The sequence below is a fragment of the Acinetobacter sp. AM genome (genome assembly GCF_003105055.1).
In the GTDB taxonomy this organism is placed as follows: Bacteria; Pseudomonadota; Gammaproteobacteria; order Pseudomonadales; family Moraxellaceae; genus Acinetobacter; species Acinetobacter tibetensis.
In genome coordinates, this window is record NZ_QETG01000002.1 from 129302 (window position 1) to 149302 (window position 20001).

20 protein-coding genes are annotated in these 20001 nt (G+C 39.9%); 13 read left to right on the forward strand and 7 right to left on the reverse strand.

Annotated elements, in window-relative coordinates; translation table 11 throughout:
• Positions 1-48: 48 nt before the first annotated feature.
• The gene (locus tag DCO44_RS01910) at positions 49-1032 is read left to right on the forward strand and encodes an ion transporter (RefSeq protein ID WP_116758935.1); all 984 of its coding nucleotides are present in this window, start codon (positions 49-51) and stop codon (positions 1030-1032) included.
• 78 nt (positions 1033-1110) lie between these two features.
• Here DCO44_RS01910 and DCO44_RS01915 read toward each other — a convergent pair whose 3' ends face one another.
• The gene (locus tag DCO44_RS01915) at positions 1111-2331 is read right to left on the reverse strand and encodes an MFS transporter (RefSeq protein ID WP_116758936.1); all 1221 of its coding nucleotides are present in this window, start codon (positions 2329-2331) and stop codon (positions 1111-1113) included.
• Between the two features lie 494 nt (positions 2332-2825).
• Here DCO44_RS01915 and DCO44_RS01920 point away from each other — a divergent pair, with 494 nt between their 5' ends.
• Complete coding sequence (locus DCO44_RS01920; protein WP_116758937.1) at positions 2826-3746, forward strand: LysR family transcriptional regulator; 921 nt, start codon at positions 2826-2828, stop codon at positions 3744-3746.
• A gap of 68 nt (positions 3747-3814) precedes the next feature.
• Here DCO44_RS01920 and DCO44_RS01925 read toward each other — a convergent pair whose 3' ends face one another.
• Positions 3815-4267 (reverse strand): DUF441 domain-containing protein, encoded by a 453-nt coding sequence (locus DCO44_RS01925; protein WP_116758938.1) that lies wholly within the window; start codon positions 4265-4267, stop codon positions 3815-3817.
• 125 nt (positions 4268-4392) lie between these two features.
• Between DCO44_RS01925 and DCO44_RS01930 the strand changes: the two genes are divergently transcribed.
• A complete protein-coding gene (locus DCO44_RS01930; RefSeq protein WP_116758939.1) occupies positions 4393-5103 on the forward strand; it encodes a pseudouridine synthase in 711 nt (236 codons plus the stop codon).
• Here the strand turns inward: DCO44_RS01930 and DCO44_RS01935 are convergent.
• The 3 genes from DCO44_RS01935 to DCO44_RS01945 form a co-directional block, all read right to left on the reverse strand.
• Complete coding sequence (locus DCO44_RS01935; protein WP_116758940.1) at positions 5096-5539, reverse strand: GNAT family N-acetyltransferase; 444 nt, start codon at positions 5537-5539, stop codon at positions 5096-5098. The genes DCO44_RS01930 and DCO44_RS01935 overlap by 8 nt on opposite strands.
• Positions 5540-5632: 93 nt before the next feature.
• The gene (locus DCO44_RS01940) at positions 5633-5983 is read right to left on the reverse strand and encodes a type II toxin-antitoxin system RelB/DinJ family antitoxin (protein ID WP_116759012.1); all 351 of its coding nucleotides are present in this window, start codon (positions 5981-5983) and stop codon (positions 5633-5635) included.
• Positions 5984-6092: 109 nt separating this feature from the next.
• Positions 6093-6998 (reverse strand): pseudouridine synthase, encoded by a 906-nt coding sequence (locus DCO44_RS01945; protein ID WP_116758941.1) that lies wholly within the window; start codon positions 6996-6998, stop codon positions 6093-6095.
• A 132-nt stretch (positions 6999-7130) separates the two neighbouring features.
• Here DCO44_RS01945 and tsaE point away from each other — a divergent pair, with 132 nt between their 5' ends.
• The 4 genes from tsaE to hfq all read left to right on the forward strand — a co-directional run bounded on the left by tsaE (position 7131) and on the right by hfq (position 11113).
• On the forward strand, positions 7131-7607 hold the full coding sequence (gene tsaE, locus DCO44_RS01950; RefSeq protein ID WP_116758942.1) for a tRNA (adenosine(37)-N6)-threonylcarbamoyltransferase complex ATPase subunit type 1 TsaE: 477 nt from the start codon (positions 7131-7133) through the stop codon (positions 7605-7607).
• On the forward strand, positions 7600-9534 hold the full coding sequence (gene mutL / locus DCO44_RS01955; RefSeq protein WP_116758943.1) for a DNA mismatch repair endonuclease MutL: 1935 nt from the start codon (positions 7600-7602) through the stop codon (positions 9532-9534). The genes tsaE and mutL overlap by 8 nt, the downstream gene beginning before the upstream one ends.
• 6 nt (positions 9535-9540) lie before the next feature.
• The gene (gene miaA / locus DCO44_RS01960; RefSeq protein WP_116758944.1) at positions 9541-10485 is read left to right on the forward strand and encodes a tRNA (adenosine(37)-N6)-dimethylallyltransferase MiaA; all 945 of its coding nucleotides are present in this window, start codon (positions 9541-9543) and stop codon (positions 10483-10485) included.
• Between the two features lie 97 nt (positions 10486-10582).
• Positions 10583-11113, forward strand: coding sequence for an RNA chaperone Hfq (gene hfq / locus DCO44_RS01965; RefSeq protein ID WP_116758945.1), 531 nt, complete (start codon positions 10583-10585; stop codon positions 11111-11113).
• Positions 11114-11328: 215 nt separating this feature from the next.
• Here the strand turns inward: hfq and DCO44_RS01970 are convergent, their stop codons facing one another.
• Entirely contained in the window at positions 11329-12639 is a 1311-nt protein-coding gene (locus tag DCO44_RS01970; protein ID WP_116758946.1) for a peptidylprolyl isomerase, read from the reverse strand.
• Positions 12640-12655: 16 nt separating this feature from the next.
• Complete coding sequence (locus DCO44_RS01975; protein WP_116759013.1) at positions 12656-15100, reverse strand: LPS-assembly protein LptD; 2445 nt, start codon at positions 15098-15100, stop codon at positions 12656-12658.
• A 120-nt stretch (positions 15101-15220) separates the two neighbouring features.
• Between DCO44_RS01975 and DCO44_RS01980 the strand changes: the two genes are divergently transcribed.
• The 6 genes from DCO44_RS01980 (at position 15221) to DCO44_RS02005 (ending at position 19999) form a co-directional block, all read left to right on the forward strand.
• Positions 15221-16237, forward strand: coding sequence for an aminoglycoside phosphotransferase family protein (locus DCO44_RS01980; protein ID WP_116758947.1), 1017 nt, complete (start codon positions 15221-15223; stop codon positions 16235-16237).
• Positions 16234-16923, forward strand: coding sequence for an N-acetylmuramate alpha-1-phosphate uridylyltransferase MurU (gene murU / locus DCO44_RS01985; RefSeq protein ID WP_116758948.1), 690 nt, complete (start codon positions 16234-16236; stop codon positions 16921-16923). The genes DCO44_RS01980 and murU overlap by 4 nt, the downstream gene beginning before the upstream one ends.
• An 85-nt stretch (positions 16924-17008) precedes the next feature.
• Positions 17009-17641, forward strand: coding sequence for a 16S rRNA (guanine(527)-N(7))-methyltransferase RsmG (gene rsmG / locus DCO44_RS01990; RefSeq protein WP_116758949.1), 633 nt, complete (start codon positions 17009-17011; stop codon positions 17639-17641).
• Between the two features lie 25 nt (positions 17642-17666).
• Complete coding sequence (locus DCO44_RS01995) at positions 17667-18449, forward strand: ParA family protein (protein ID WP_116758950.1); 783 nt, start codon at positions 17667-17669, stop codon at positions 18447-18449.
• Positions 18446-19333, forward strand: coding sequence for a ParB/RepB/Spo0J family partition protein (locus DCO44_RS02000; RefSeq protein WP_116758951.1), 888 nt, complete (start codon positions 18446-18448; stop codon positions 19331-19333). Before DCO44_RS01995 ends, DCO44_RS02000 begins: the two co-directional genes overlap by 4 nt.
• A gap of 27 nt (positions 19334-19360) precedes the next feature.
• Entirely contained in the window at positions 19361-19999 is a 639-nt protein-coding gene (locus tag DCO44_RS02005) for a MotA/TolQ/ExbB proton channel family protein (RefSeq protein WP_116758952.1), read from the forward strand.
• The last annotated feature ends 2 nt before the right edge of the window (positions 20000-20001 follow it).

The following is a 20001-nucleotide window of genomic DNA, read 5'->3' on the forward strand; positions in this document are numbered from 1 at the left end:
AGTTCATATACACTGATTTATAAGCGATAAGAATAACTTAGAACAGCAATGAAATTTACGGCATGGTATACGCTACGCAAGTTTGTCTATAACAATTTGCACAATGAAGATTATGAAACTCGCTTAAGTCGAGGGCTTAATTATTTTCTGATAGGACTCATTATGAGTAATGCTGCTGCGGTATTACTTGAGTCAGTACACCAATATTATGTACGTTACGAAACTTTTTTTTATTATTTTGAACTTTTTTCAATTTTTATTTTTACCGTAGAATACATTTTACGTTTCTGGTCAGTTGCAGAGTCAGACAGTTTTGAATCGGCTTGGAAAAATCGTTTACATTGGGTTAAAAGTGGTGGAGCGATTATTGATTTACTGGCTATTTTACCTGCTTATCTCAATTTCTTTGTTCATTTCGACCTACGTTTCCTTCGAATTGTACGCTTACTCCGCTTATTAAAACTGACTCGATATTTTGTTTCATTGCAAATTTTATTACGTGTCATTGAACGCGAAAAAGGTTCATTCCAAGCCGTCATTTTTATCTTGGTGATTATGATTATTATGGCTGCGGCAGGTGTGTATTTGATCGAAAGTCGGGTACAACCCGATGTCTTTAGTTCAATACCAGCATCGATGTGGTGGGCGGTCGTGACCTTAACCACGGTGGGTTATGGTGATGTGACTCCTGTAACGCCGCTTGGACGTTTTTTAGGGGCATTAATTACCATTCTAGGTGTCGGATTGGCAGCTTTGCCCGCAGGTATTTTAGCCAATGGTTTGGCAAATGAACTTGAATTGCGTAAACAAGAACTGGAACTTAGATTTCGAGAATTGATTCAAAACAGTGATATTGATTTTATTCTTGAAAAAGAAAAGATTGAGGAAATACGTAAAGAAGTAGGACTCACTCAAGAGCAGACCCAAGATATTATTTTGCAATTGATTCGAGAGCAAAAAGAGGAATCTTTAAAACAGGAACGTGAACAATATGCCTATTGTCCACATTGTGGTAAGAAGTTACCTGAATAATTTAGGGTGTTTTAAAATGTTAAGACTAAGCCATAAATGATGGATTGATCTTTTATGGCCTGAGTATGTGTTGAAATTTTATAATTGTTCTTGCGCAACTAGTGTCGCAGCTTTCTCATGCTGAAAAGCAAAAAATAAAATGATTAAACCACCAAAACTGAGTAGTGTGCCAACCCAAATGGGTGCGAGCCAACCCAAGTTTTGGCTAATTAACCAACCACCTAGGAAAGCACCAAAAGCATTGGCGATGTTAAATGCTGAATGATTGAGAGAAGCTGCCAAACTTTGAGCATTCCCCGCAACATCCATGAGACGGGTTTGTAGCAATGGTCCTAAACCTGCAATACTAAAGCTGACTAAGAATAATGCAGCAAACGCGGTATAGAGATTTCCAATGGCGAGTGCACAAATAATATAAGAGCCTGCATTTGAAAGGAGGACCCAAATAATTGCTTTATTCAAGTTTCTATCGGCGAAATGCCCTGTAACTAAACCACCAAGTACTAAACCTAAACCAATACTTGCAAGTGCAAAAGGTACGATTTCAATACTGGCGTGTGTATATTCAGTCAAAATGGGTGAAACGTAACTATACACCGAGAAAAGACCGCCAAAACCAATAGCGCCGATAGCTAAAGTTAGCCACATTTGCGTATTTTTAAGTCCGCGAAGTTCATTTTGAATACTAGCTGTATGGTCGAGTTGAATTTTTGGCAGGAAAAAACAAATCGCAATGACGGTAAAAAATGCAATTGAAGCCGAAAATTCAAACCCAGACCGCCAACCATAATGTTGTCCCAACCATGTTGCAAAAGGCACACCAATAACCGTTGCAACATTTAAGCCCATCATGAGTTTGGCAACCGCAGAAGCACGTTTTTGTTTGCCTGCGAAGTCAGCCACAACCAAGGCTGCAATACCGAAATAAGCACCGTGAGGCAATCCTGAGATAAAACGTGACAGCAACATGCTCTCATAATGATTGGCAAATGCTGTGATAGCATTGGCAATACCATAAAAGAGCATAAGTCCAATCAGTAGGGTTTTTCTTGGTACTTTGGCCGCTAAGATTGCAATAATTGGAGCACCGATAGTAACGCCTAATGCGTAGGCACTAATAAAATGACCTGCTACAGGAATACTTACATTCAAATTATGTGAAATTTCTTGAATAAGCCCCATCGCGACAAATTCTGTTGTACCAATACAAAAGCCACCTAAGGCGAGTGCCAGAATGACCCAAAATAGGCGATAGGATGGCGTATTATTAGTCGCCGTATTTAAACTCGGAGATATCATTTTTAATCGGAATATTGGGAGGGGGAGAAAGAGCTAATTATAGGTGAAATGAGCGAATAATGTTAAGTCATTTACTCGGAATTCATGGAGTTGATGAATAGATTAAATTTAGGTGTCTGTAAGTTTAATATTTTTAATTATCTAATATAATCATGTATATAATGAGATATTGCAATAAATACTCTATGAAAATTGGTCGAAATATTAAGTGTTTTATTAAGAAATAAATATCACAAAGCAGAAGATGGATTTTTTTAATATGGATTTAGGAAAATATTATAAATTTCTTTAGATAAACAAATACTGAAATTGTATTTAAGGTGAAATATATTAATTAATCTTATGTTAGAATGAGTCAAATTCATTTTGTGATTTTACATTAAATCACATCAATAATCTCTTATTCTGTTGCTCGCTCAGTTTGCGGCATTTAAGCCGATTTAAACTATTGCGCTGATATTTTAGCTTTTGATCTTTGCGGACTGATAATAAACATGCTTGAAATTCGACATCTAAAAACATTACTTGCACTTCGTGAACATGGCTCTTTGGTTGCAGCAGCCAATGATTTATGTTTGACACCTTCTGCTATTTCGCATCAGTTAAAAGAGTTAGATCATTGGTACGGGGTAGAAGTGGTCAATCGCCGTAGTCGCCCAGTATCATTTTCCAATGTTGGACAACGTTTGCTTAAGCTTGCCGATGATGTTCTACCACAAATTCAAATTGCGCAAACCGACATTACGCGAATTGTACATGGTCAGACAGGACGTATTATTTTTTCCTCAGAATGTCATAGCTGTTTTGATTGGTTAATGCCTCTTTTAAATCAATATCGCCAACAATATCCAGATGTCGATTTAGATTTTGCTTCTGGTTTCGAAGCCAATCCGCATGAATTGTTGCAAAATGGCGAGTTTGATTTGCTTATTACTGCCGATCCAATTGCTTTGAAAGGGGTGGATTACTTTCCAATCTTTGAATACGAATCGCGTTTAGTATTATCTAATACACACCCTTTGGTGCGTGCCGAAAAGATTACAGTACAGGATTTGGCTGAAGAAACTCTAATTACTTATCCAGTCGATAAACATCGCTTAGATATTATGTCAAAGCTGTTCATTCCAGCGAACATTCTACCTAAACAGATTCGTACCACGGATTTAACTCAGATGTTGATTCAATTGGTCGCAAGTGGGCGCGGCATTGCTGCATTGCCTGATTGGGTTGTAAATGAATATGAGCAAAAAGGTTGGGTAACGTCACGCCGTTTGGATTGTGTGTCTGCAAAAGGTCTACGCCGTACTTTATATGCAGGGTATCGAACGGATGAAAAAGAGAAAACTTATTTTGAAGGCTTCTTGAAGCAATTGGATAAATTTTCACAGAAGCGTCATCAATATTATTTGTCTTAATCAAATTGATGCAGTTTGCTGTGATGGTGCAATTTATAGATTGCATCATCACACAAAATTGAATTGGACTAAGATTGTCCTATAAATAATGACAGTACGCCTGCGGCAATTAAAGGGCCAACGGGCACCCCGCGTAATACGGCAACCCCAGCAACGGTTCCAATGAGCAATCCTGCGACCACATTTGGTTGATGAGTCATTAGTTTTACACCACGGCCACCTAACCAAGCGACAAAAAGACCAATCGCAATCGCAAGTAATGACTTCCAGCTTAAAAAGGATTTAAGAATAGCTTCGCCGGGAATTTTGCCGCTAGCAATTGGGGTTAAAACGCCGATGGTTAAAATGACAATACCAATATTTAAACCATGTTGCTGTAATAGTGGGAAAAACTCACTTAAGGGGGTAATTTTGAAGACAATCAGTACAGCAGCAGCAATGGTGACCGCATTGTTATGACTGAAAATACCACAAGCCAATAAAACCAGTAGTACAAGCAAATTTAGATCTAAATTAGGCATGAGATGCAGGGAGAATGTGTGAAAATGCAACTATTGTAGCGATTTTTTGCCTATCACATCGAGAAAATCAGCGGAAAAGTCGAAAATTGTTTAAAATGCGGCAGTCTATTGTAAGGTCTTACATTATGTATTTGGAAAAAATGTTGCAATCTCAAGGTTTTGGTTCGCGTAAGCATTGCCAACAATTGATTAAATCTGGGGTTGTTTGCATTGACCAAGACATTATGCAAAATCCTAAGCAGAAGTTAAATTTGGACAACTTAGTTTTCGAGGTGTATGGAAAGCACTATCAATATCGAGAAAACGTTTATATTGCCTTGAATAAACCCGCGGGCTATGAATGTTCTCATCAGGCGACGCATCATTTTAGTGTATTCGACTTGTTTGATGATGTGCTGTTGAATCGAGGATTACAATGCGTTGGGCGTTTAGATCAAGATACGACAGGCTTATTGCTGCTCACGGATGATGGTCAATTTCTTCAAGCATTAACCCATCCCAAAAAACATGTGGGCAAAGTTTATCGGATGCAAACTGCCGATCCTATTTCCGCTGAACAGATTGAGCAACTTGAACAGGGTGTTGAATTACGCAATGAACAAGGTACTTTTGCGGCTACAGATGTTCAGCAATTGGCAGCGTGTGAGTTGCAAATGACGATTCATCAAGGTGTTTATCATCAAGTAAAAAGAATGTTGGCTGCGGTTGGGAATAAAGTTGAACAATTACATCGCGTACAAATCGGTGCATTGCAATGCCCTGAGCTAAAAGAAGGCGAATGGATCTATTTGACACCTGAGCAGATAGCGTTAGCACGTACCCGAGAAACTATTTGAGGAAACAATGGTAGGTTCTAAACTCGTTGTCAGCAATAAAGCCCATAGCTTCATATAGTCGATGAGATTCACGATTGGTTTTTTGCGTTTCTAAGCTAATACGAAGCGCATTTTCATGTCGTGCAAACATAATTGCAGTATCAATCAGTTGTTTGGCTGAGCCTTGACGACGAAATTGGGGCGTTACATAGACATCGTCCAAAATATAGTAGGTTGAACAGGCGACAGAAGAAAAACCTAAATAGAGCAAAATAAAACCTGTAAATACATGATCTTTGACATGAATAAAAATGACACTTTCTTGGTTTTCAAAACGTTGTTTTAAAAATTGTTGGGAAAGATTTAAATTAGAAGAAGCACCATAAAATTGACGGTATTCATCAAATAAAACTGCAAGTTGATTGAGGTCATCTAATGTGGCTTTTTTTACAATCATTGATTGCTCCATGCATTTTTTATTGTCCTTGCATGAAGCATACCTAAGTTTTTAAATGAAAAAATTGAAATAATGTATAAAAATGCAACAGGGTTAATTTTTATCACTTTCACCCAAGATCGCGTTAAGTTCTTCAAATAAGTCTAGATGGTCATCATCCATAAGAAATTCATCGCTAGGTTGAACGCTGTTTATTGTGTCATCACTTTCATGTGTAACAGTAGTGGTTTTCTGCTCTTGTTTAAGCCGTCTTAATTTAATCAATTGCTCTAAATTGATATTCTGATTTTCAATAGAAAAGGGGATGGACTTTGTCAGTACAACTTGTTTGAAAAAGAGCCGCACAGCTTGAGCTGGCGTAATCCCCAATTGTTTAAAGACAGCAAAAGCCTGTTTCTTTTCCTGTGAATCGAGACGAATTTGATAAACTTCGGTTTTTCTCATGATTTTTATAAATTTGAAGATTGAACTTTTAGCCTTCATTTTAATCAATTTTATTGTAATTTCAATATTTTTGAATTGAAAACTTCATTTTTTTGTAATGACAAACAAACTACAGTGTCAGTTCAAAATTGGATGAAAAGTCTATAGATTCTCCTGTGACAGGATCTATAAATTGAATTCGCTTGGCTAACAACTGTAATGGGTTGGAGAAATCATCATCAGATTTATGCTGAACGGTTGGGTAAAAAGGGTCATTTTGAATGGCAATGCCTAAATGATTCAGGTGAACTCGTAACTGATGCTGTTTCCCTGTTTCGGGTTTTAGCAGATATTTGGCCCATTGAGAATTGTGTTCCAAAATATCAATCTGAGTTTCACTGTTTGGTTCGCCTTCTACAATTTGCATGGTGTAAAAGGGATGCCCTTTGTCCATTCTTAAACAAACGGTACGAGGAAATTCAAGGGTGGAATGATAAGCTGCAATCGCATGATAAGTCTTTTTAACCTTGCGATTAGCAAACATTTGTTGGTAAATACCACGCGTTTCTGGTCGTTTGGAAAATAAAACCAGTCCAGCAGTTTCACGGTCTAAACGATGAATCGGGGTTAAATCCGCATTGCCTGTTTGGTTTTTTAAGCGAACCAATAAGGTTTCCTGCACATACTGACCTGTAGGGCTCATGGTTAGAAAATGTGGTTTATCGACGATATATAAATCATCAGTTTCATGCAAAATATCATGCTGAAACGGAACATGAATTTCATGTGCTAAAAAACGATAGTAATAGATATGTTGATTGGCAAGATATTGGCTATCTAGGCTTAGAATCGTACCGTCGGCTGCATAAATTAGTTGGTCTTGAAAACGCTGTTGCCACTCTTGTGCTGAAATATGTGCAAACTGTTGGCAGAGATAATCATACAAACGCTGTGGCGCAGGTTGTAAAGCAGGTAAGAACAGTTTGCTTGCAGTTACACCACGAATCATCGGCGGAACAAAGTCATGCACAGTCATAAGTCATCAATCACAACAGGTTAGGGTATACCATGCACTGTATTAAAAATGCACATTTCGTATGCATGGCATAGGTATTAAGAGCGTGGCGATGCTATCATAATTCCACTTTTGAATCATGCTGTGAGTCATATGTCGTATTCATTTCATTTGCCCCTAAACTCTGAAGCAGATACCCAGCAACTTGCGCGTGTGGTTGCACAACATTTTACTGAGGGTGTAATTTATTTAATTGGCGATTTAGGTGCAGGGAAAACGACATTTACCCGTTATTTGTTACAACAACTTGGGCATGAAGGTTCAGTAAAAAGCCCAACGTATACTTTGGTGGAACCATATAGCATTCAGAATAAACAAGTCTTTCATTTTGATTTGTATCGCCTCAATGATCCTTATGAACTTGAGTTAATGGGTATTCGCGATTATTTGGATACACCCAACGCTTTATTCTTATTTGAATGGCCAACTAAAGGTGGTGAAGAAATTCCGGCTGCCGATTTCACTATTGAAATTTTAAAGTCTGAAGACGAGTTATCCCGTCATGCCACATTAAACTTTCAAGATGAAATGCTCTATAAAGCACTTGAGCAGGCATTTCAACATGCGTGATGAAGTTTCTGTACGCCGCATTCATACCTTAGATCCTGCACTTGCCAACCAGATTGCTGCGGGTGAAGTAATTGAACGCCCAGCTTCTGTAGTCAAAGAGCTGTTGGAAAACTCAATTGATGCAGGCGCAACAGAACTGATCATTCGTGTTGAACAAGGTGGTAGTACGCTGATTGAAATTATCGACAATGGTCGAGGTATTCATCCTGATGATTTATCTTTGGCAGTGATGCGTCATGCGACCAGTAAGATTCAAACCGCAGAAGATTTACATGCGATTGTGAGTTTAGGTTTCCGTGGTGAAGCATTGGCATCGATAGCAGCGGTTTCGCGTTTAACCTTGACCAGTAGCCAAGTAGACGATGGTGTTGGTTATCAGGTTGAAGTGAATGGCACTGCATTTCAACACCAAGAAATTCAAGCTGTAGCAGCATCGCGTGGCACACAGATTCGAGTACAGGATTTATTTTTTAATGTTCCTGCACGCCGAAAATTCTTAAAAAAACCAGGCACGGAATTCGGCCATATCGAAGAAATTGTGCGTCGTTTAGCCCTTACTCATTTTGATATTCGGTTTGTGCTAGAACATAACAATAACATTCGTTTGAATTTACCTGTTGCTGATAGTGGTGCATTACGCTTTCAAAGGGTACAACAATTACTGGGGCGTCAATTCACAGAAAATGCGTATTGGATTGATGCAGACAGCATCAATATGCGTCTCAGTGGTTGGTTGGGGCATCCTTCTGATGCAAGAGCACAGGCAGATTTGCAGTATGTCTATGTCAATGGACGCATTGTCAAAGATAAAACGATCTCCCATGCTTTACGCATGGCTTATGATGGTATTTTACACGGACACCAACACTCTGCCTATTTGTTATTTTTAGAGGTTGATCCTGAAAATATCGATGTCAATGTACATCCAACCAAGCATGAAATTCGTTTTTTAAATCAACGCGAAGTTCATGAGTTTGTACGTCATTTTGCAAAAGATACGCTGTCTCAATTTCAAACTGCGAGTGCAGATTTAGCGCAAGCATTGAAAGTCGAGCCAGCAAGCCCAACCAATATACAGCAACCCCGTTATCAAGAGCAGTTTCAGTTGCATCGTGCAGCAGCATCAACATCAATGCCTGAGTCTGTCGCAGTATTAACAGACTTTGAATCTCCACAGCCACAAGCTGTGCAGTATGTAGCGCAAGACACCAAAGCGTATCGAGTCAATCCTGCATCACCGGTAAATACTGCTGCTTTGCAGAGCTATCTTGCGCCATTACGAGCAGTTGGTCAGTCCACTGATGATGTTGTGGTGGATGATATGGCTCCTCGGGTAGATGAGCATCCTTTGGGTATTGCGATTGCGCAGTTACACGGCATTTATATTTTGGCGCAGAACACCGAAGGTCTGATTATTGTTGATATGCACGCTGCACATGAGCGGATTTTATTACAACAAATGAAATCTGCTTGGGAAAATCCAGAGTTTTGGATATCTCAGCAATTGTTGATTCCGAAAATAGTTAATGTAAATCGGATGCAAGCCCTTCGAGTAGAAGATTTAAAAGAACCTTTAGCGCGATTGGGTTTGGAAATTGATCAATATGGTGATGAACAAGTCATTGTTCGTGGTGTCCCTGCTATTTTACATAAAGCTGATTTTTCGGCTTTGATTCCCGAATTACTCAACGATTTGGATCCAACAGACGAGGTGCGTGGGCTATTGCAGAAACGTGATCAAATCTTGGCGGGTATGGCGTGCCATGGTGCTGTGCGTGCACATCGATTGTTGAGCCTTTCTGAAATGAATGCCTTGCTTCGTCAAATGGAGCAGACCGAATTTGCGAGTCAATGTAACCATGGGCGACCGACTTGGCGTGCATTCCCATTGGCTCAGCTAGATAAACTTTTTGCTCGAGGAGAGTAAACCTAAATGTCGAATCAATTGCCTGTCATCAATTTGATGGGACCTACAGCCAGTGGTAAAACGGCTTTAGCATGTGAGTTATATGAACAGGGCAATTTTGAATTGATTTCTGTTGACTCGGCATTGGTTTATCGAGATATGGATATCGGGACAGCGAAGCCAAGTAAAGCTGAGCAAGTACAGTATCCACATCATTTGATTGATATTATTAGCCCACTAGAAGTGTATTCTGCTGCGCAATTTGTAGAAGATGCAACTAGGCTGGTTGATGAGATACATGCTAAAGGCAAAACTCCGATTTTGGTCGGAGGTACGATGTTGTATTTCAAAGCTTTGCTAGAAGGCCTATCGAGTAATCTGCCAAGTGCGGATTATGCAATCCGTGCTGAAATTGAAGCACAGGGTGATCGAGAAGGTTGGGAGTCAGTTTACGCTTCTTTATGTGAAGTGGATCCACTTGCAGGTGAGAAATTCAAAGTCAGTGACAAGCAGCGTATTATTCGTGCACTCGAAGTATTTCGTATTACAGGGCAGCCGATTACCAAATTACAAGCAGAACAACCTAAAAATGTACCATATCGTTACACTTTTCATAATTATGCTTTGTTGCCAGATCGGTTAGAATTACATAAGCGAATTGAAAAACGCTTGGAAATTATGTGGGAAATCGGTTTTTTAAATGAGGTTGAATCACTAATTGAAAAATACGATCTATTTGATGATTTGCCTTCAATGAGATCAGTCGGTTATAGGCAAGCCTTAGATTTTTTATTAAAAAGCGACAAAAGTCTCGAAAATAAGAAAGAAATGGAGGATAAAGCCCTTTTTGCAACACGACAACTTGCGAAACGTCAATATACTTGGTTAAGATCTTTGCAACAGTCGCATAAATTTAAAACATATTTAACAATAAAGCAGGCTCAAGAAGACTTGCGAAACTGTTACGGATAAAGCAAAATTTACATACTGTCTTTTTTATAATTTTTAATTGAAAAATAAAGATAGTTTTTTGCGCTGATTTTTAATATTTTTTTTGGAGTTGTATAACATGTCTAAAGGTCAAACTTTGCAAGATCCGTTCTTGAATTCTCTCCGTAAAGAACGTATTCCTGTATCTATCTTCCTTGTAAACGGTATTAAGTTACAAGGTCATATTGAATCTTTTGACCAATATGTTGTTCTGTTAAAAAATACTGTAAGCCAAATGGTTTACAAACACGCTATTTCTACGGTTGTTCCTGCGCGTAACCCACGTCCTGCTGGTGCTCCTGCTGGTGGTGCACAAGGTGCAGGCTTTGGTGGTGCACAAGGTAGTGGCTTTGGTGGCGGTCAAGGCGGTGGCTTTGGTGGCGGTCAAGGCGGCGGCTTTGGCGGTGGTCAAGGTGGCGGCTTCGGTGGTCAAGGTGGCTTCGGTGGTCAAGGTGGCGGCTTCGGTGGTCAAGGTGGCTTCGGTGGTCAAGGTGGCGGCTTCGGTGGTCAAGGTGGCTTCGGTGGTCAAGGCGGCGGCTTCGGTGGTCAAGGTGGCTTTGATAGCGAAACTAAATTTGATGACTCTCAAGAAGACGACAACAATCGTTAATTGATATGCATTAAAAAAGCCTCTCACGTGAGAGGCTTTTTTTTAATAGAAATTATAGGTATTTTACAAATTACGCAGAGTGGGTATAGGGATAATATTTACACTAGATTAATAACAAGAGTAAAGACCCATTAAATGTTTATAAATGGTAAATGAATTACATCACTCTATGGCAAAGAAAAGCCAGTCACTTGACTGGCTTCTTAAGTTATCACTTAAGATGTTTTATTATTTTTACGGTCTAAAGTTGGGTCTTTAATTTCGACAAAAGCATTATTACGGATTTCACGTAACCAACTGTCTAATTCGGTATCGAATTGACGCTCACCTAAAATTTGTCGAGCCATGCGTTCTTGATATTCCTGTGTCATATCTTGCTGACGTGTCTCAGTCACTTGAAGAATATGCCAGCCAAACTGAGTTTGGAAGGGTTGACTAATTTGACCTACAGGAGTGTTCTTCATTTGCTCTTCAAACTGAGGAACCATCGTGCCTGGGCTTACCCAACCTAAGCTACCACCATCGCGTGCAGAGCCAGAATCATTTGAGAATGTGGCAGCCAGCACTGCAAAATCCTCACCCGCTTTAAGTCGGTTGTAAATGCTATCAATCATTTGTTTAGCACTTTCAGGGCTTACAACTTCTGAAGGTTGAATCAGAATGTGTCGAGTGTGGTATTGAGGAATAATGGCTTTTTGTTCAGAGCCTTTTCGTTCTAACAGCTTAATAATATGAATACCATCACGAGCTGTAATCAGCTCACTGGTTTGACCAACTTGTAATGGTGTAACGCGTGCTGCGAGTTCTGTGGGAATCTCAGAAAGATTTCTGAAGCCCATGTCCGCACCTTCAACTTTGATGTCTTTGGTGCTGTATTGCTTGCTAATCGCTGCTATGTCATTGCTGCTGTCTAAAGCAGTACGTACTTGTTTAGCAACGGCTTCAACATTGCTGTCACCCGCTATGCGTGCGTGAATGACATGAACTTGACTACCAAGAGCGGCTTGTCCTTGTGGGGTTTTAAGGAAATTTGCTACATCTTGGTCGCTAATTTTAATGCGCGACATCACAATCTGTTGGCGTAAACGAGTAATGGCTAAATCTTCCGCAATGCGTTTGCGGAGTGATTCGTAAGTGTTTGGTGCCATTTTGTCTAATTTTTGCTGAAATGCTTCTAATGAGTTACTTCCAGACTGGTTCGCTACTTTGAGTACGGCTTCATTTAAGCTCTTTTCGTCGGCTTTAATGTTGTAGCGTTTTACTTGTTCTAACTGAGTTTGACGTAGAATAAGTTGCTCAAGGGCTTGTTGCTCAAGATACTGCTCTGGCGGAACAGGACGCTTTTGGGCTTCTAATTGACTTTTGGTTTCAGCAACGCTTTGTTGTAAATCACTGCGTAAAATGACACTGTTGTCGACAACTGCCACAACTTCATCCGAAGTCTGGGCAAATGTCGGCATTGATGAAGAAAGGGCAATTGCTAGCGCAGTTGCCTTAAAGAATTGTTTTAACTGTTTTGTCTTCATTAACATCGTGTCCAAATTAATTAATACGATCGTAACCTAAAATTCGATTTTCAAGCATGGATGCCAGTTTGTTGTTGAAACCAGCTAAACCTTTCAGGTTAATTTCAGCCATAAAAGCACGTTTTGGTTTAACACTAGAATCACTTACATCATCCAAGTCATTGTAGTAAGAACGCCCGTAGAGAGAGAGCCCCCAACAGCACGATTCATAATTCACACCGAGTAAGTATTCACGCGCAACATTGTTGTCCATGTCATATTGAGCGTGGCCCATAATACGCCAGTTGTTGTGAATGGGTTGTATAAATGATGCAACAAACTGGTCATATTTATCTTGGCGGTTGGCGATTTCTTTGCGATAGAAATAACCCGCACTATAAATATTCCCTTGATCACCCATGTAATAAATTTGCACATCGCGTTGTGCATTATCTCCATTTGCCATCCAAGCAGAGTTTGCGCTTACACGATAATGCTGCGAGAGTTGGCTGGACAGACTAACGATAGGACCCGTATGTGATTCTGTGTTTAATTCATCCGTTGTACCATCTAAAGTCACGCGACGATCATCAAAATAGAAACTTTGCCCTACACTCGCTTTTAAGCGTTCTAAGCCAATATCATCAAATAAGCTATAACTTAAACCCAATGATAAAAAATTGTTGTCTTCTAAGCGGTCGTGGCCATAGAAACGTCTTGAGCTAAATAATTGATCATAATTGATTGAAGCGCTAATGGTATCGAAGTTTGGATAATCCGCTTGATTTTCATAAGGCGAGTAAGCATAGAAGGCACGCGGGGTAATGGTTTGTAAGTATTTACCATCTTTTTCGAATGTTAAGCCTGTATCTAGGCTAAATTGCGGTACAACGACAGATTTGTTTTGATCACTATTGCTTATACTTGTGGTCTGATTCTGCTGAGCAGTAATGGTGTCTTGGTCGTAGAAGGTATTGATACTGCGAACGGATACTTCAGGAATGACAAATGACCATGGATTACGATAATTATAGCGGACAGCGAAATCGTTGTAGAACCGCGTACCGCTTGGTTCAGATGTTGCTAATGTGGTGTTGTCAATATTCTTTTTAAAATAAGCTGTATCGTTGTTAAATTCGTACTGGAAGCCTTGTGGATTTCCACCTTTGTAGGTGAGTAAGAATTGAGGTAAACGCGCATAAGGACGGTCTTCATCAGAAACTGTTTTATCCAAAGTTTGGAAATCTTCGACTTTTAACTGGGCAGTTAGACCAGGAATACCGTTTTTGTAATTAAGCTCCCAAGCACGGCGTAAGTTCAAGTCGGTTTTGGTATTTGGATTACTGCTTAGGTCGCTAAAGTAGTCTTTATCCGATGCATAGTTGTATTCAAGGTTGGTTGAAAAGCTGTTGTTGATTTGCCATTTGTGGATAACGTGCAAATCTTTACGATCTTGATTTTCATAGTTCTCATCTGAAGGTAAATAACCACCCCAAATTTTACCTTCACCAAAGTTTTCTGTTAAATAGCGAAACTCTGCATCAATCATGGCACCACGGTCGCTCATATAGCGTGGTGTCAGTGTGGCATCATAATTTGGCGCAAGGTTTAAATAAACAGGAACTGAAAATTCGATACCACCATCATTGGTGTAGCCAAAACTTGGAGTTAAAATCCCAGTGGTTCGACGATCATCAATTGGGAAGTTAAAGTAAGGTACAGCTAAAACAGGGACATCTTTCACATATAGCTTGGTGCCTTTGGTAACACCACGTCCTGTGTCTTGATTCAATTCAATGGTATTGGCTTGAATTTTCCAAGTAGGTTTTTGTTCTGGCGGACAAGTGCTGTAAGTGGCATTGCTTAAAACGACAACATTTTCAGAGGTACGTGCAATTTTTTCAGCATGACCATGTGCATGTTGTTCTTCAGCAATATAGTAACTATTGTTTAAATCGCCTTGTTGGGTTTTTAAGTTGTAATTGATTTGATCGCTTTGCGCTAAAAGACCCGCTTGTGCCATTTGCACACGTCCTTGGGCATTGGCAAAAGTTTGTGTTTTATCAATGGTAATTTTATCGGCACGAATTTGTCGACCTTGTTGGTCAATCAGGACATTACCTTCAAGGACAGAGTCACCATTTGGGTCATAATGACCATAATCAGCCGTAACAACAGAGGTGGCTTTGCTTGGATCGACTGCTGCTGTGTTTGAGGCAATTGGAGTGATCCATGCACCTTGACAATAAGCTGCACTCAGCGATTTACCCTGACGTTGCTGTGCTTCTGGTGCAGATTTGTCGACATAGTATTGTTCAAAAAAATGCTGTCCCGCATAGGCTTCATTTATACTTGCTTTCAGTTGCTCATTGGTTAGGGACGAAACAGTATTAGATGTATCTGCGTATGCCGTAATCGAGCTTCCGCATAAGAGGCTGAAAATAGCAGTCGCTAAAGGATTGAATTTAAACTGATGCTTCATTTGTGTCATTAACCAAGTATGCTTAATCGCAATTAATTATTGTCGCATCATAGAGAAAAAGTTGATAAGTGGCTACACTTAGCACTTTAAAAACTCAGCCTGTATTAGAATTTATCGCAAATGAATACACAACGTGAACAATTGATACAAACATGGATTACATCTGTACTTGGTTCAGATCAATTTGAAATTAATTTTTTAGCAGGCGATGCAAGTTTCCGTCGTTATGCACGAATCAATTTGAATAATAAAACATTTATGTTGATGGATGCACCACCTGAGAAAGAAGATTGTGTACCTTTTGTGTTGATTGATGAATTTTTTGATGCACATGGTGTACGCGTACCGCATATTGTGGCGAAAGATTTAGAACAAGGTCTGTTGTTGCTTGAGGATTTTGGCGATGTGCTGTTGTCGACACAGTTAGATGACAACACGGTCGACGCACATTATGAGCAAAGTTTTAAGCAATTGATTCAATTACAATCGATTGATGGCGAGGGTCACTTTCCCGCCTATTCTTATGAGAAATTGCTCACAGAAATGTCGCTGTTAACAGATTGGTTACTGCCGAGCTTGCAAATTCAGCCATCTGATGATGAGGCTGCACTGATTAAACGTACTTTTGCGATTTTAGCCAATGCCGCTTTGGCTCAGCCTCAAGTGATTGTGCATCGTGATTTTCACAGTCGTAATTTAATGCTTTTGGCAGATGAGCAAGAGCAAGGCGTGATTGATTTTCAGGATGCTGTGATTGGGGCGGATACGTATGACCTCATCTCTATCACACGTGATGCATACGTGCAGTGGGATCCTGAGCGTGTTTATGGTTGGTTTAAAGTATTTTATGACTTGTTGCCTGCTTCTGCGAAAGAAGGGCGTGACTTTGAACAGTTTAAGCAAGATGCAGACTTCATGGCAATTCAACGACATATCAAAATTTTAGGCATTTTTGTGCGCTTGTTTGAGCGGGATGGTAAATCGGGTTATCTCAAAGATTTACCGCGGGTAATGTGGTATTTATTCGAAGAAAGCAAGCCATATGCAGAATTACAACCATTTATGCAGTTCATTCAGGTTAAAGTAATGCCGAAATTTGAACAAAAATATGGCAAATACGAGGTTGTTGCTGCATGAAAGCGATGATTCTAGCGGCGGGATTAGGGAATCGGATGCGTCCCTTAACGCTGTATAAACCTAAGCCTTTACTTGAGGTTGGTGGCAAACCATTGATCGTTTGGCACATTGAAAAACTCAAAGAAATTGGCGTAACCGAAATTGTGATCAATTCTGCATGGTTAGCCGATGTGTTGATTGGTGCATTAGGCAATGGTTCACAATTTGGCGTCAATATTTTGTGGACACGCGAAGACGAAGGTTTAGAAACAGCGGGTGGCATTATTAATGCATTACCTTTATTGGGGACTGAGCCGTTTATTCTAGTCAATGGCGATGTCTGGACGACCTTCGATTTTGCTTCATTACTAGATGTCGAGCTTGATCAGGATTTGGCACACTTAGTTTTTGTGAAGAACCCACCGCAACATTTACAAGGTGACTTTACCTTGGTCAATGGCCGTGCATATACTTTTGAACAAGCACAGCAAGGCGAAGATTTAACCTATAGTGGTGTGGCTGTCTTACATCCGCAGATGTTCGCAGGCTTGGAAAATGGTAAACGTCCTTTGGCACCTTTATTGAAACAGGCGATGTTGGATGGTCGAGTTTCAGCAGAAAAAATGCAAGCTTCGTGGGTTGATGTGGGGACGCCAGAGCGTTTAACTGCTCTAGATTTGCAGATTAGGCAAGGCATGTATGCTTAAGTGCATATTCACTAAGCACAAGCCACTATGACTTCATGGATAAATCGGTATACTTCACCTAACATTTTCGAGACGTTAATTGTATATGCACATGTTTTTTCAAGAACTAAAGCAGGGTAGTCAAGCTTTAGGTTTAGAGCTCAGTGAAGAGACTTTAAATTTATTACTCAAATACCAAGACGCTTTAGTTCTTTGGAATAAGGCGTATAACTTGACAGCAATTCGAGATCCTAAAGAAATGTTGGTTAAGCATTTGCTTGATAGCCTCAGTATTTTAAAGGATTTACCAGCAGGTCGTTTGCTCGATATTGGTACAGGGGGTGGTATGCCGGGCATGATCATTGCGTTATGTCAGCCTGAACGTAGCTGTGTGTTGTTAGATTCGAATGGTAAAAAAATTCGTTTTTTAAAGCAGTTTATCGCAGACTTAAAATTAAAAAATGTGGTTGCTGTACAAACACGTGTTGAAGATGAAGATAGTATTCAAGATTTAGGAAAGTTTGATGTCATTACCAGTCGAGCATTTGCTTCACTGACCGACTTCGTTACTGCATCTAAGCCCTACATGCATGAAAAGAGCATCATTGCATCAATGAAAGGCTTGATTCCTCAAGATGAAATTATCGCGTTAAAAGATGAATACAGTTGTGAAGTGACCGAGTTAAAAGTACCTCGATTAGATGAGCAACGCCATTTATTATTATTGAAACAGATTTAATTATTTTCGAAGGACTGGGGTTACCATGGCTCAAATTATTGCGATTGCGAACCAAAAAGGTGGCGTAGGAAAAACCACAACCGCAGTTAATTTGGCAGCATCATTAGCCGTGCTGAAAAAAAGAGTTTTACTTGTGGATATGGATTCACAGGGTAACGCCACAATGGGGTCAGGCATTCAAAAGAATGACCTATTATATTCAGTAACAGATGTGCTTTTGGGTGAAGTACCTATTGAAACCGCAATTAGCAAAGCGGAAGTCGGTTATAAAGTTCTTGGGGCAAACCGAGATTTGGCGGGCGTGGAACTTGCAATTGCCGAGCAAGAAGGTCGTGAGTTTATTTTGCGTGATGCTTTACAAAGTATTGATCATGCCTTTGACTATATTATTGTGGACTGTGCGCCAAGTTTAAGCTTGATTACAGTAAATGCATTAGCTGCTGTTCAAGGTGTCATTATTCCAATGCAATGTGAATATTATGCCCTAGAAGGTCTAGCAGACTTAACCCAGACCATTGATCGCATTCAACAGGCTTTAAATCCTGAGCTAGAAGTAGTGGGTGTGTTACGCACCATGTATGACGGTCGTAATGCTTTAACCCGTGACGTATCGGCTGAACTAGAGCAGTATTTTGGTAAAAAGCTGTATGACTGTGTGATTCCGCGTAATGTGCGTTTGGCTGAAGCACCTGCTCATGGTTTACCGATTATTTATTTTGAAAAAAGTTCAAAGGGTGCAGTTGCCTATTTAAATTTAGCAGCTGAGATTTTAAAGAAAAGCAAAGTGAAGAAAGGAAGTAAAGCATGACCTTAAAAAAACGCGGACTTGCCAAAGGTCGTGGTTTGGATGCCTTACTTGGGTCAATCCAAAAAGAAAAACTACAACTTGAAGTGCAAGCATTAGATCATGGTCAGCTAAAACAAATTGATGTTAATTTGCTTAGACGTGGCGAATATCAACCGCGTCGATTTATTCAGGAAAATGATTTACAAGAATTAGCTGCATCAATTAAAAAGCATGGCGTGATGCAGCCCATTGTGATCCGTCCGATTGCTGATGAAGAGCATCCATACGAAATTATTGCGGGTGAGCGTCGTTGGCGCGCAGCGAAATTGGCGGGTTTGACTGAAATTCCAGCGTTAGTTCGTGATTTAAATGATCAAGTTGCAATTGCCTTGGCATTGATTGAAAACATTCAACGTCAAGATTTAAATCCAATTGATCAAGCACTTGCTTTACAGCGTTTCCACGATGAATTTGGTTTAAGTCATCAAGAGATTGCAGATACAGTGGGTAAAGCACGGACCACGGTGAGTAATTTATTGCGTTTACTGACTTTGGCTGAATCAGTCAAAGATATGATGCAGCAAGGGCAGCTTGACATGGGGCATGCGCGAGCAATTTTGACTTTGAAAGCGAAAGAACAAATAAAAGTCGCAGAGTTAGTGATTGCTAAAAGCTTGTCGGTACGTCAAACAGAGCAACTCGTACGTGATTTGACTGCGCCAAAAACTGAAAAGGCAAAAACCGACGTTGCGCCAGATTTACAACAGCTCACGCAGCGTTTAGCTGAACGCTTTAGTGCAGATGTAAAAATTGATCATAATAAGCAAGGTAAAGGCAAACTCGTGATTCATTATCATTCACTCGATGAGCTGGATGGTATTTTGAATATTTGTTTAGCTGATTAATATTTTAAAAATTCTTGGGGAAGAATAATGTGGGAATTAGTGAAAGCTGGTGGATGGTTAATGATACCACTGGTTTTATGTTCCATTTTTACAGTGGCGATTACCATTGAGCGTTTTATTCGTTTAAAGCGTTCTATGGTATTACCAAAAGAGCTACTGTTGAATGGAGGACAAGATGTACATCAGGTCGTGCAACAATTACAAAATAGCAAAAGCTTGCAGTTGAGTAGCCTTGGACGCATTTTAGTCTCTGGTTTAAATAGTCAAAAGCAAACAGAGCAATATGCACGTGCACAAATGGAAGCAACAGCATCACAAGAAATTGGTTTTTTAGAAAAAAATATTAATTTCTTGGGTACTTTAAGTGCGGTTGCACCATTACTTGGATTATTAGGGACAGTCGTGGGGATTATTGAATCCTTTTTAGTGATTGATATGGGAAGCAACAGTAACCCAACCATGATGATTCCAGGAATTTCAAAAGCTTTAATTACCACAGCCGCGGGCATGCTCATCGCGATTCCGGCTTTATTTGCATATCGTTATTTTCAGCGCTTGGTGCAGGAATATGTGGCGGAATTAGAGCAGCAATCAACCTTATTCCACGCGGCGATTTACTACCAGAATTCTGCTACTGAAGAGCAAGAACTACGTAAAGCAGGTTAAGG